The 12,351-nt window shown below is 72.9% G+C and carries 12 protein-coding genes and 1 pseudogene; 8 read left to right on the plus strand and 5 right to left on the minus strand.

Translation table 11 applies throughout. The features are described from left to right. The first annotated feature begins 79 nt into the window (after positions 1-79). The 4 genes from trpC (at position 80) to ACIA8L_RS46740 (ending at position 4,614) form a co-directional block, all read left to right on the plus strand. Positions 80-931: an indole-3-glycerol phosphate synthase TrpC gene (trpC, locus tag ACIA8L_RS46725; RefSeq protein ID WP_395915221.1), complete on the plus strand. Its 852-nt coding sequence runs from the start codon at positions 80-82 to the stop codon at positions 929-931. Continuing rightward, positions 928-2,145, plus strand: a complete 1,218-nt coding sequence (gene trpB / locus ACIA8L_RS46730; RefSeq protein ID WP_395915222.1) for a tryptophan synthase subunit beta — start codon at positions 928-930, stop codon at positions 2,143-2,145. Before trpC ends, trpB begins: the two co-directional genes overlap by 4 nt. Next, entirely contained in the window at positions 2,142-2,945 is an 804-nt protein-coding gene (trpA, locus tag ACIA8L_RS46735) for a tryptophan synthase subunit alpha (RefSeq protein WP_395915224.1), read from the plus strand. The genes trpB and trpA overlap by 4 nt, the downstream gene beginning before the upstream one ends. A 472-nt stretch (positions 2,946-3,417) precedes the next feature. Then, positions 3,418-4,614, plus strand: coding sequence for a PQQ-binding-like beta-propeller repeat protein (locus ACIA8L_RS46740; RefSeq protein ID WP_395915225.1), 1,197 nt, complete (start codon positions 3,418-3,420; stop codon positions 4,612-4,614). 482 nt (positions 4,615-5,096) lie between these two features. Here the strand turns inward: ACIA8L_RS46740 and ACIA8L_RS46745 are convergent, their stop codons facing one another. Both ACIA8L_RS46745 and ACIA8L_RS46750 read right to left on the minus strand, forming a co-directional pair. After that, complete coding sequence (locus tag ACIA8L_RS46745) at positions 5,097-5,738, minus strand: SGNH/GDSL hydrolase family protein (protein WP_395915227.1); 642 nt, start codon at positions 5,736-5,738, stop codon at positions 5,097-5,099. Positions 5,739-5,802: 64 nt separating this feature from the next. Next, on the minus strand, positions 5,803-6,291 hold the full coding sequence (locus ACIA8L_RS46750; RefSeq protein WP_395915229.1) for an NUDIX hydrolase: 489 nt from the start codon (positions 6,289-6,291) through the stop codon (positions 5,803-5,805). Between the two features lie 183 nt (positions 6,292-6,474). Here ACIA8L_RS46750 and lgt point away from each other — a divergent pair, with 183 nt between their 5' ends. Together lgt and ACIA8L_RS46760 are read left to right on the plus strand one after the other, a co-directional pair. Next, positions 6,475-7,539 carry a prolipoprotein diacylglyceryl transferase gene (gene lgt / locus ACIA8L_RS46755; protein WP_395915231.1) on the plus strand — a complete coding sequence of 355 codons (1,065 nt, stop codon included), beginning with the start codon at positions 6,475-6,477 and terminating at the stop codon, positions 7,537-7,539. Further along, positions 7,539-8,726, plus strand: a complete 1,188-nt coding sequence (locus tag ACIA8L_RS46760) for an FAD-dependent oxidoreductase (protein ID WP_395915233.1) — start codon at positions 7,539-7,541, stop codon at positions 8,724-8,726. The genes lgt and ACIA8L_RS46760 overlap by 1 nt, the downstream gene beginning before the upstream one ends. Before the next feature lie 111 nt (positions 8,727-8,837). On the opposite strand, the gene ACIA8L_RS46765 is transcribed toward ACIA8L_RS46760, so the two are convergent. Next, positions 8,838-9,026 (minus strand): hypothetical protein, encoded by a 189-nt coding sequence (locus ACIA8L_RS46765; protein ID WP_395915235.1) that lies wholly within the window; start codon positions 9,024-9,026, stop codon positions 8,838-8,840. Further along, the gene (gene bioB / locus ACIA8L_RS46770) at positions 9,023-10,006 is read right to left on the minus strand and encodes a biotin synthase BioB (RefSeq protein ID WP_395915237.1); all 984 of its coding nucleotides are present in this window, start codon (positions 10,004-10,006) and stop codon (positions 9,023-9,025) included. Before bioB ends, ACIA8L_RS46765 begins: the two co-directional genes overlap by 4 nt. Positions 10,007-10,116: 110 nt before the next feature. On the opposite strand from bioB, the gene ACIA8L_RS46775 reads away from it, so the two are divergent. Together ACIA8L_RS46775 and bioD are read left to right on the plus strand one after the other, a co-directional pair. Beyond that, positions 10,117-11,274: an 8-amino-7-oxononanoate synthase gene (locus tag ACIA8L_RS46775; RefSeq protein WP_395915239.1), complete on the plus strand. Its 1,158-nt coding sequence runs from the start codon at positions 10,117-10,119 to the stop codon at positions 11,272-11,274. Next, on the plus strand, positions 11,271-12,014 hold the full coding sequence (gene bioD, locus ACIA8L_RS46780; protein ID WP_395915241.1) for a dethiobiotin synthase: 744 nt from the start codon (positions 11,271-11,273) through the stop codon (positions 12,012-12,014). The genes ACIA8L_RS46775 and bioD overlap by 4 nt, the downstream gene beginning before the upstream one ends. Positions 12,015-12,029: 15 nt before the next feature. Here the strand turns inward: bioD and ACIA8L_RS46785 are convergent. Further along, a pseudogene (locus ACIA8L_RS46785) lies at positions 12,030-12,351 on the minus strand (hypothetical protein); the annotation flags it as partial.

Below are 12,351 nucleotides of genomic sequence, written 5' to 3' on the forward strand. Positions count from 1 at the left end.
TTATGCCCTAGTCCATCAGGTGATGTCGGCCATACCCCCGCGACCGTCCCCGCACCGGGGGCGACCTAGCATCGGTCGCATGACCACCGGAGAGGGGAGCTCCTTGATCAACGCGGAAAGCGGCCGGGTGCTCGACGAGATCCTCGCCGGAGTGCGCGAGGACCTGGCGGCCCGCGAGGCCGAGGTGCCCCTGTCGGACATCAAACAGCGTGCCGCGGACGCTCCGCCGGCCCTGGACGCGTACGCCAAGCTGCGCGCACCCGGCGTCGGTGTGATCGCCGAGGTGAAACGCTCCTCGCCGTCCAAGGGCGCCCTCGCGGAGATCCCGGACCCGGCCGAGCTCGCGAAGGAGTACGCGGCCGGCGGGGCCCGCTGCGTCAGCGTGCTCACCGAGGGCCGGTGGTTCGGCGGCAGCCTCGACGACTTCGCCGCCGTCCGGGCCGCGATCGACATCCCGATGCTCCGCAAAGACTTCGTCGTGTCCTCCTACCAGGTGCACGAGGCCCGCGCCTACGGTGCCGACCTGGTGCTGCTGATCGTCGCCGCGCTCGACCAGAACACACTGTCGGGCCTGCTCGACCGGATCGAGAGCCTCGGCATGACCGCCCTCGTCGAGGTCCACGACGAGGAGGAGACCGACCGCGCCCTCGAAGCCGGCGCCCGGGTCATCGGCGTCAACGCCCGCAACCTGCGCACCCTCGAAGTCGACCGGACCGTGTTCGAGCGCATCGCCCCCGGCCTGCCCGCCGAGGTCGTCAAGATCGCCGAGTCGGGGGTCCGGGGCCCGCACGACCTGATCCGCTACGCCTCGGCCGGCGCCGACGCCGTCCTCGTCGGCGAGGGCCTGGTGACCCAGAAGAGCCCCCGGGACGCCGTCGCCGAGCTCGTCACCGCCGGCAGCCACCCGGCCACACCGCGGGCCGCCCGGTGAACGCGTTCCTCTCCGCCGCCGGCCTCCTGCCCGACCAGGCCGGACACTTCGGCACCTTCGGCGGCCGGTTCGTCCCCGAGGCGCTCATCGCCGCCCTCGACGAGCTCGACGCCGCCTACCGCCACGCACAGGCCGACGAGTCGTTCCAGGCCGAGTTCGGCGCACTGCTGCGCGACTACGCCAACACCCCCAGCCCGCTCTATCGGGCCGAGCGGCTCGCTCGCGGTACCGGAGCGACGATCTTCTTGAAACGGGAAGATCTCAACCACACCGGCGCCCACAAGATCCGCAACGTGCTCGGCCAGGCCCTCCTCACCAAGCGCATGGGCAAGACCCGCGTCATCGCCGAGACCGGCGCCGGCCAGCACGGCGTCGCCAGCGCCACCGCCTGCGCCCTGCTCGACCTCGAATGCATCGTCTACATGGGCGAGGAGGACACCCGCCGCCAGGCCCTCAACGTCGCCCGCATGCGCATGCTCGGCGCCACCGTCATCCCCGTCACGACCGGCTCCAAAACGCTCAAGGACGCGATCAACGAGGCCCTGCGCGACTGGGTGACCAACGTCGACAACACCCACTACCTGCTCGGCACCGCCGCCGGCCCGCACCCGTTCCCGGCCATGGTCCGGGACTTCGTCGGCGGCATCAGCGTCGAGGCCCGCCGCCAGGTCCTCGAGCGGACCGGCAAACTCCCCGACGCGGTCGCGGCCTGCGTCGGCGGCGGCTCCAACGCCATCGGCGCCTTCCACGCGTTCGTGCCCGACGAGACCGTCCGGCTCTACGGCTTCGAGGCCGGCGGCGACGGCGTGGACACCGGCCGTCATGCGGCGAGCATTACCGGAGGCGCTACGGGGGTACTGCACGGCGCCCGCACCTACCTCCTCCAGGACGACGACGGGCAGACCGTCGAATCGCACTCGATCTCCGCCGGTCTGGACTACCCCGCGGTCGGACCCGAGCACGCCTACCTCCACGACACGGGCCGCGCCATCTACGAGCCGGTCACCGACGCCGAGGCCATGGACGCGTTCAAACTCCTGTGCCGCACCGAGGGCATCATCCCGGCGATCGAGAGCGCACACGCCGTCGCCGGTGCTCTTCGCGTTCTCCCCGCTCTGGCTTCGGAATTGGGTCGCGAACCGACCATCGTCATCTGCCTCTCCGGCCGCGGCGACAAGGACATGGACACCGCCCGGGATTGGTTCTCCGTATGAGCGTTCGGGTCGCTTTCGAGAAGGCCCGGGCGGAGGGCCGCAGCGCCCTGATCGGGTACCTCCCGGCCGGTTTCCCGTCGGTCCAGGTCGGCATCGACGCCGTCAAAGCCATGATCGACAACGGGGTGGACATCGTCGAGGTCGGCCTGCCCTACTCCGACCCCGTCATGGACGGCCCCGTCATCCAGCGCGCCACCGAAGCCGCCCTCGCCGGCGGCTTCCGCGTCCGCGACGGCCTCGCCACCGTCGAAGCCGCGGCGTCGACCGGCGCGCCGATCCTCACCATGACCTACTGGAACCTCGTCGAACGCTACGGCGTCGACCGCTTCGCCGCCGACCTCGCCACCGCCGGCGGCGCCGGCCTCATCACCCCCGACCTCATCCCCGACGAGGCCGGCCCGTGGCTGACCGCCTCCGACCAGCACGACCTCGACCGCGTCTTCCTCGTCTCCCCGTCCTCCACCGACGCCCGCATCACCAGCACCGTCGCCGCGTGCCGCGGCTTCGTCTACGCGACGAGCGTCATGGGCGTCACCGGCGCTCGCACCGAAACCAGCCAGGCCGCCCCCGTGATCGTTTCCCGGGTCCGCTCCCTGGCCGGCTCGTCCACCGTGCCGGTCGCTGTCGGTCTCGGCGTGTCGAACGGGGCCCAGGCGGCTGAGGTGGGCGCGTTCGCCGACGGGGTCATCGTGGGCAGCGCGCTGGTTCGCTGCCTTCAGGAGGCCGACAGTCCTGCCGCGGGGGTGGCCGCGGTCGCGAAGCTCAGCGCCGAACTGGCCGAGGGCGTCCGCCGCCGGTAGCGCCACTGGGCGGTGCCTGGCGGCGCGGACCTGATTGGCCGGTCCGGGGGACAGTTTGCGTTGCCGGCGCTGGTGGTTGCCGGCGCTGGTGGTTGCCGACCGCCTGGCGGATGTCGACCGCCTGGCGGATGCCGACAGCCTGATGGATGCTGGCCGCCGGTGGGTCGTGAAGCTGAGTGCTGGCCGGCTGAGGGCATCCGCCGCCACTAATGGAGGGCGGGCTCGTTAGGCCCCCGTGCGGCATTATTCCCGTTTTGCACTCATCCTGACGCTCGCGCTGGTCAGTACGCCGATCGCGCCGATCACGCCGGCCGCCGCGTCCACGCCGGCCGCCGCGTTCACGCCGGCCCCAGGCGCGACCGCACCGGCGACGACGACCCGCCGCGGCCCGGCTGTCTCCGCAGCGAACGCCGTTTGGGCGACGAAGGCGGCTTCTGACGCAGACGCCATTTCTCGGCAAAACGGTTTTTTTGTGATAAAAGCCCTCTCGGGGGCAAATGCCGTTTCCGCAGCGAGGTCCGCCTACGGGACGATCGCCGACGCCGACTGGCGGCAGGACGGCGCCGATCCGGGCCGCTCCGGCCACCAGGAACTGACGGGCACCCTGACCCGGTCGACGGCGAACCGCCTGACCCAGACCTGGACCGCATCTCCGACCCGCCCGACTGAGCAGGTGGGCGGCGCCATCGCGATCGACGGCACCGTGTACCGCTCAACCGGCGGCACCGCCACCGACGCCGGCTCGATCCACCGCTACGACGCCGTCACCGGCCACGACCTGGGCTCGATCGTCACCGCTCCGGGCGAGGCCTTCGGCCAGCTGGCGGCGTCGGCGGACACGCTGCTCGTGGAGTCGATCGCCCGCCCCTCCCTGCGGCGGACCCTGTTCGCGTACACCCTCACCGGCACCCCGAAGTGGAAGATCCTCCTCGAAGACGCCGTGTCGGGCGGCTTCACCACGGCCGGCGACCTGGTCCTGCGCAGCGCCGGCACCACCCTGTCCGCGTACCGCACGTCCGACGGCACCGTCGCCTGGACCGCGCCGCTCGGTGGCGAGCCCGGCTTCCACCCGCCGGTCCGCCTCGGCGGCCTGGTCCTGCAGGCGACCGAGCCCGGCCGCATCCTGGCCTTCGCCGCGGCCACGGGCGCCCCGGCGTGGCAGCACGAGTCCAGCGGCGCCGAACTCGTGGCGGCCGGCGACACCGTGTACTCGGTCGGCGAGCGCGGCGTCTGCGCGTACGCCGCCGCCGACGGAACCCAGCGCTGGTGCGACGCCGAGACCCTCGAGTCGCCGGTCCACGCGAGCGTCGGCGACGGGGCGCTGTTCGTCGTCGACGGCCACGGCGGGCTCGCGGCGTTCGACGCGGTGAGCGGGGCGCAGCGGTGGCGCACCTCGTACGGGTTGAACGCCGAGGTCAATGCCTCCTACTGGGCGCCCGTCAACGGCGGCAGCGTGGTGTACGCGGTCGTGTACCACTTCGCGGTCCGCGGCGGGGTCAGCACGCACCGGGTCGAGCTGGTCGCGGCGGACGTCGTGTCGGGCAAGCTGCTGCGGCGGCTGGAGCTCGACGTCGACGCCATGCATGGGGGAGAGTCGCTGCTGCTGGCCGGTGATCACCTCTACTTCGCGGCGGTCGAACGCCTCTACGCGATCGCCCCCAAACCGTAAACCCCGCCGCATAAGCCCGGCGTAAGCAAACCAGCCCGGCGTAAGCAAACCAGCCAGGCGTCAGCGCACCAACGCACAAGCCGGCGTCAGCGAACCAACCAGGCGCCAGCAAACCAGCCCGGCGTAAGCAAACCAGCCCGGCGTCAGCGCACCAACGCACAAGCCAGCGCCAGCAAACCAACCAGGCGCCAGCAACCAACCAGGCGCCAGCAAACCAACGCAGGCGCCAGCAAACCAACGCAGGCGTCAGCAAACCAACGCAGGCGTCAGCAAACCAACGCAGGCGTCAGCAAACCAACGCAACGCACATGCCCGGCGTAGCGAACCCAGCCCGGCGTCAGGAACCGGACCGGCGTGGGCAAGCCAAGGAAATACGATTACGGCGCCCTGTGCCGTTCCGATGCCTAGACCTTAACCCCGCCCACCTAATCGATCTCTCATCGTGACTCCGCACCGTTACGCAGCCCGGACGCTGTGGTGTTTCAGCTGCGCAAGGCCGACCGCCACGTGTCGCGGATGGCTTGGGCGCCCCACGCGTTGGGTTCGATGTGGCCGCAGAGCCAGAGTTCGCGGTTGGCCGGGTGGGAGTCGGAGGTGGTGATGTCGCCGGCCTGGGCGCCGTGGCCCAGGAAGGCGCCGTGGAGGTCGGCTACGGCGGCTCCGTGGCGGGTGGCCGCGGTGCGGATGGCCGTGTTCATCGACTCCAGCAACGCCAGGCCCTCGTCGATGTCGGGGAGGCCGGCCCAGGAGAGGTCGCCGGTGCCGTCGGTCGGGTCGTACACGGTGCTGACGACGATCCGGGCGCCCGTGGCGGACAGCGAGGTCAGCAGGGTGTCGTAGTTGGCGGCGGTGGCCTCGACCGCGGCCGGGACCTTGTCCGGGGACTCGACGATGGCGGTGAGCAGGTCGTTGCCGCCCATGGTGACGGTGATCAGGGCGGGGCGGCCGGTGACCTGGCCGAGCTGGCGGCGCAGGACGTCTTCGCTCGTGGCGCCGTCGCGGGCGAGGAGCAGCAGGTCGATGCCGAGGTCGTCGGCGAGCAGGGAGGCGGCGCCCAGGCCGGGGCCGCCCGCGTAGTCGTCGATCGACATGGAGTCGCCGAGCGCGTAGTACCGCGGGGCCATGCAAAGATCATTGCGGATGTACCCCGGCGATTCCAAGCGGGTTGCACCAGGGGAAAAGAAACTTTCAGGCGTCGATGACCTCGGGCTCCGCGTCGCGCTGGACCTCGCGGATGACGCCGGTGCGGCCGGCGGCGGCGTCGGTGATCGCGGTGCGGGTGGTGGCGGTCAGCGGGGCCGGGAGGGCGTCGGGGTCGTGCCACGCGAGGCGGCTGATCCGGCCCGGTGCGTTGAGGGCGGGGCCGCCGTCGCCGTCGATGCGGCCCCGGAAGACGTGGACGAACAGGTCGGGGTTGGTCGTGCCGCAGCCGTCGCCGGTCAGCTGGTACAGCCCGATCAGTTCGACGATCTCGGTCTCCAGGCCGGTTTCCTCGCGGATGTCGCGGATGGCGGCGTGCACGGGGCTCTCCTCCGCGCGGGTCTTCCCGCCGGGCAGGCCCCACAGTTGGTGGCCGCCGGCCTGGCGGCACAAGAGCACGCGGCCGGCTGCGTCCTCGATGATCGCGGCGACCGCGGAGGTCACTTTGCTGCCGTTACTCAGCGTCGAGTAGCTCATGCTGACACCTCCGCAAGCTCCGGCGTCAGCCCGAGCTCCACCCTGCATTTATGGTTCACGGCCACTCCGCTTCGCTCCGTACCGCTCATGTTCCCGACTCTAGGCGCCGCTCCGTATCGTTGGCAGACCCTTACGAATGGTGATCTCCAAACATAAAACAGGGGTGCGGTAGCGTGTGCACCCGTGAATGGTGTCCTGTCTCCGCTGGCCGAGATCCCCAGCCCGACCCGTGGCGTCTGGGACCTCGGACCGATCCCGTTGCGCGCCTACGCGCTCTGCATCGTGCTGGGCATCGTGGCCGCCTGCTACATCGCCGACCGGCGCCTGCGGGCCCGGGGTGCCCCGCCGTGGGTGATCCTCGACGTGGCGATCTGGGCGGTCCCGTTCGGCATCGTCGGCGCCCGGCTGTATCACGTGATCACGTCGCCGGACGCGTACTTCGGGGAGAACGGCTCCCTCATCAAGGCGTTCAAGATCTGGGAGGGCGGCCTCGGCATCTGGGGCGGTGTCGCGGCCGGTGCGCTCGGCGCCTACATCGCCTGCCGGCGGATGAACCTGCCGTTCGCGATGGCCGCCGACACGCTCGCCGTGGCGCTGCCGGTCGCGCAGGCCATCGGGCGCTGGGGCAACTGGTTCAACAATGAGCTGTACGGCAAGGAGACGACCCTGCCGTGGGGCCTGAAGGTCTACAACTGGGACACGGCGAGCGGCCGGGCGCTGGAGGCGGGCGGCCAGCCGATCGTCCTGGGCACGTTCCATCCGACGTTCCTCTACGAGTCGCTGTGGTGCCTCGGCGTCGCGGTCGCCGTGTGGCTGCTCGACCGCAAGTACCGGTTCGGCCGGGGCCGGGCCTTCGCGGTCTACGTGATGCTCTACTGCGTCGGCCGGTTCTGGATCGAGGCGCTGCGCATCGACGACGCCCAGCACTTCCTGGGGATGCGGCTCAACAACTGGACGTCGGTCGTCGTCTTCGCGGGTGCGCTGATCTACTTCCTGTTCGTGCGCGGCCCGCAGGAGCGGGTGACGTACGACGAGGACGGCCACATCACCCTCGTCAACCCGGCCGCCGCCGACGACGACGAGGACGACGAGCTCAAGGCGCTCGAAGCCCCGGTGGCCGCCGCGGCCGAAGAGCCGAAACCGGCCGAGGTCAAGCCGGCCGAGGTCAAGCCGGCCGAGGCCGAGGAAACAGAGCCGGAACCGGCCGAGGCCGGGGAACAAGAAGAGGCCAAGGAAAAGCAGGCCTGATGCGGTCGGCGGTCGTGGTCGGCGCCGGCATCGGCGGGCTCGCCGCCGCCGGCGCGCTGGCCCGCTCGGGCTGGAAGGTCACCCTCCTCGAACGCGACGACCGGCTCCGGCCGGGCAAGGCGGCGCTGGTGCTGTGGCCCAACGGGGTCCGCGCGCTGCGGGCCCTGGGCCTGGCCGGCGGCCTCGACGGGATCTCCACGCCGGTGCCGCCGGCAGGGATCCGCCGCCCGGACGGCACGTGGCTGGTCCAGCCGGGCCCGCAGCCGGGCGGGGTCGGCGACCTGGAGACGCCGCCGGTGGTCGTGCACCGCGAGGACCTGCACGACGCGTTCATCGCCGGCCTCGGCGAGCAGGTCGACGTCCGCGGCGGCATCGCCGTGCAGAGCGCCCGGGTGCGCCGGGACCGGCCCGCGGTCGGCGACGGCCGGGTGACGTTCGAGGCCGACCTGATCGTCGCCGCAGACGGGCCCGACAGCGCGGTCCGCCGCCGGCTCGTCGCGGCGAGCACGTTCACCAGCGCCGGGTTCGCGGCGTGGCGGGCCGTCATCCCCTGGTACCGCGCCCCCGAGATCCCGGCCGGGACCGCCCCGCACGGCGAGCTGCTCGGCGGCGGGCAGCGGTTCGGCTACGCGTCGCTGGGGGAGCGCGGCTCGGCCGGCGGCTCCACCCGCGGCGGCATCTACTGGGTGGTGACGGTGCCCGGCGCGCTGCGCCCCGAGCCGCCCGCCGGCCAGCTGGCCCTGCTGCGCCGCTGGTTCGCCGGCTGGCCCGCGCCGGTGCCGCAGCTGCTGGCCGCGACCGAGGCCGAGGACCTGGTGCAGGAGCCGGTGGGGGAGGTCACGCCGCTGCCGGAGACGTTCGGGGTGGTGGCCGGCGCGGGCGGGTTCGCGCTCGTCGGTGACGCGGCCCACGCCATGCCGCACCACCTGGCCCAGGGCGCCTCGCTGGCACTGGAGGACGTGGCGACGCTGCAGACGGTCCTGGCCGGTCTGGCGGTGCCGGCCGCCCTCAGCGAGTACAACCGGCTCAGAAAGCCAAGGATTCAGCGGGTGCTGCAACAGACCCATAAAGCGGCGGGGGTACTGCAAGTGCGTGGACGAATCGCATCCTCCATCGCTCGCGTCAACCCGCGAACCCTCGAACGGGCGGCGGCCGCAGCAACGGAGTGGGGCGGACCTACCGGCTGAACCAAAGCCCGACCGGCTGAACCCAAAAGTCCTACCGGCTGAACCAGAGCCCTACCGGCTGAACCAGAGCCCTACCGGCTGAACCAGAGCCCTACCGGCTGAACCAGAGCCCTACCGGCTGAGCACGCCGTGCTCGACGCACTGTGCCGACCAGCCGCCCGGCAGCACCTGGACTTTCATCCTCCGCCGGCACTGGGCGCAGTATCGTGGCGGCTCGAGCTCCCGCGCCGCCGTGCACGCCGGGTGGGAGCCGCCGGTGCACGGCTCCCCGCAGCGGTCGCAGAACAGCGGGGCTGTCACAGCGTCGCCGACAGCGCCTTGACCGGCATCGACAGCTCGTCGAGCAGCGCCAGGTCCTGCGCCGGTGAGCGGCCCAGGGTCGTGAGGTAGTTGCCGACGATCACCGCGTTGACGCCGCCGAGGAGCCCGTCGCGGGTGCCGAGGTCGCCGAGGGTGATCTCCCGGCCGCCGGCGTAGCGCAGCAGGGTCCGGGGCAGCGCCAGCCGGAACGCGGCGACGGCCCGCAGCGCGTCCTTCGGGTCGAGGACCGGCTGCTCGGCCAGGGGTGTGCCCGGGCGCGGGTTGAGGAAGTTGAGCGGCACCTCGTGCGGGTCGAGCTCCTGCAGCTGGACCGCGAACTCGGCCCGCTGCTCCACGGTCTCCCCGAGGCCGAGGATGCCGCCGCAGCACACCTCCATGCCGGCGGCGCGGACCATGCGCAGGGTGTCCCAGCGCTCCTCCCACGTGTGGGTGCTGACGACCTGCGGGAAGTACGACCGCGCCGTCTCGAGGTTGTGGTTGTAGCGGTGGATGCCCAGCTCGGCGAGGCGGTCGACCTGTGCCTGGGACAGCATCCCGAGCGACGCGGCGATGTTGATGTCGACGGCGGCCCGGATCGCGGCGACCCCGTCGGCCAGCTGTGTCATGAGCCGCTCGTCGGGCCCGCGCACGGCGGCGACGATGCAGAACTCGGTCGCCCCGGTCGCCGCCGTCTGCCGGGCCGCCTCGACGAGCGAGGGGATGTCGAGCCAGACCGCCCGCACCGGCGAGGCGAACAGCCCCGACTGCGAGCAGAAGTGGCAGTCCTCGGGGCAGCCGCCGGTCTTGAGCGACACGATGCCCTCGACCTCGACCTCCGGGCCGCACCAGCGCATCCGCACGTCGTGCGCGATCGCGAGGTATTCGGGCAGCTCCTCATCGGCACATGTCAGCACCGCGAGGACGCCGTCGCGGTCGAGCCCTTCGCCGGTGTCCAGGACGGCCTTGGCAGCATCAAGCATGCTCGTACCTTACAAAGCGTTCGGGTCGCGTGTCCGCTCCCGGGACCGCTCGTCTAAGTTGTATATGTCGCACAATCAGCGTCGTAGATGTCCTACAAGGGGTTTCGACTTTGGAGTGGTTAGAGTCCCTCGACGCCGAGGCCGCCGCCCGCCGCACCGCCGGCCTCCGCCGGGACCTGCACCCCCGCGGCGCCGCCGAGTCGGACCCGGTGGTCGATCTGGCCGGCAACGACTACCTGGGCCTGTCCCGCCACCCCGACGTCCTGGCCGCCGCGGCGGCGTCCCTGCTCCGGTTCGGTCTCGGCGCGACCGGCTCCCGCCTGGTCCGCGGCTCGACGGAGGCTCACCATGCCCTCGAGGACGGCCTGGCCGGACTGCTCGGGTTTCCTTCGGCGCTGGTGTACTCCTCCGGCTACCTCGCCAACCTCGGCGCCGTCCGGGCCCTGGCCCGCCGCGACACCCTGATCGTCTCCGACGCGCACAACCACGCCTCGATCGTCGACGCCTGCCGCCTCGCCCGCGGCACGGGCCGCGACGGCGTCGAAACGGTCGTGGCCCCGCACGCCGACCCATCCGCGGTCGCCGCGATCCTCGCCGCCCACCCCGGCCGCCCCGCGCTGGTCGTCACCGAGAGCGTCTTCTCCGTAGACGGCGACCTGGCCCCGCTCCCGGACCTCTACGAGGTGGCCCGGTCCCACGGCGCCCTGATGCTCGTCGACGACGCCCACGCCCTGGGTGTCCTCGGCCCCCGCGGCGCCGGCGGCGTGGCGGCCGCCGGCCTGGCCGGCGCACCGGGCCTGGCCGTGACCGCGACCCTGTCGAAGTCCCTGGGCGCCGCCGGCGGGGTGATCGCCGGTCCGCGGCCGCTGCACCGCCAGCTCGTCGACACCGGCCGCACGTTCATCTTCGACACCGCCCTCCCACCGGCCGTGGCCGCGGGCGCCCGGGCGGCCCTGGAGCTGCTGTCCGCCGGCGACGACCTGCGGGCCACCCTCCACGACCGCGCGGGCCGGGCCGTCGACCGCCTCCGCGGCGAGGGCCTCGACGTCCCCACCCCCGCCGGTGGCGTCGTCTCCGTCGCCGCCCCCGGCCCCGACGAGGCCCTGGCGTGGGCGACGGCCTGCCGCGACCGGGGCGTGGCCGTAGGCTGCTTCCGCCCCCCGTCCACCCCCGACGGCCGCTCCCGGCTCCGCCTGACCGTCAACGCCGGCCTGCCCGAGGCCGCGTTCGACGAGGCCCTCGACGTGATCCTGAAGGAACGCCCGTGACGACGTTGTTCGGCCTGACCGAGGAGCTCCCGGGCCCGCTGGCCGGCCCCCTGATCATCACCGGCACCGACACCGGCGTGGGCAAGACGGTCACGACGGCCGCGATCGCCGCCGCGGCCACCGCCGCCGGGCAGAGCGTCGCGGTCGTGAAACCGGCCCAGACCGGCACCGCCGACGGCGACGAACCGGACGCGGTCACGGTCGCCCGCCTGGCCGAACCGGCCCTGACCCGCACACTGTCGGAGTTCCCGGACGCCCTCGGCCCGGTGGCGGCGGCCAGGGTCGCGGGGGAGGATTCGCTGACCGCGGTCATGGCCCAGCTGTCGATCCGCGCGATCGCCGAGGAGCACGACATCACCCTGATCGAGGGCGCCGGTGGCCTCCTGGTCCCGCTGGGCGAGGGCGGCTGGACGATCCTGGACCTGGCGGCCGCGCTGCACGCGACCGCGGTGGTCGTGGCCCGCCCCGGCCTGGGCACCCTCAACCACACGGCGCTGACGCTGCAGGCGCTGGAGCGGCGCCAGGTCCCGGCCCTGGTCGTCTTCGGCACCTGGCCCGCCGACCCGGAGCTGGTCCACCGCACCAACCTGCACGACCTCGACGCCGACCTGGCCGGCGCCATCCCCGACGGCGCCGGCGCGATGGAGCCGGACGTCTTCCGCCGCGAGTCCCTCCACTGGCTCGACCCCCGCCTGCACGGCCGCTTCGACCCGGTCGCCTTCCGCTCCCACAGCCGCTGACGGGCCGCCCGCGGTTCAGCGGGGGTGCCGGGCCGACCGTGATGCGGCGGGGGTGCCGGGCCGCCCGTGATGCGGCGGGGGTGCCGGGCCGCCCGTGATGCGGCGGGGGTGCCGGGCCGCCCGTGATGCGGCGGGGGTGCCGGGCCGACCGTGATGCGGCGGGGGTGCCGGGCCGCCCGTGATGCGGCGGGGGTGCCGGGCCGCCCGTGATGCGGCGGGGGTGCCGGGCCGACCGCGATGCGGCGGGGGTGCCGGGCCGACCGCGATGCGGCGGGGGTGCCGGGCCGCCCGCGATGCGGCGGGGGTGCCGGGCCGCCCGTGATGCGGCGGGGGTGCC

The sequence above is a fragment of the Dactylosporangium sp. NPDC051541 genome (assembly GCF_044454505.1).
Taxonomy (GTDB): Bacteria; Actinomycetota; Actinomycetes; order Mycobacteriales; family Micromonosporaceae; genus Dactylosporangium.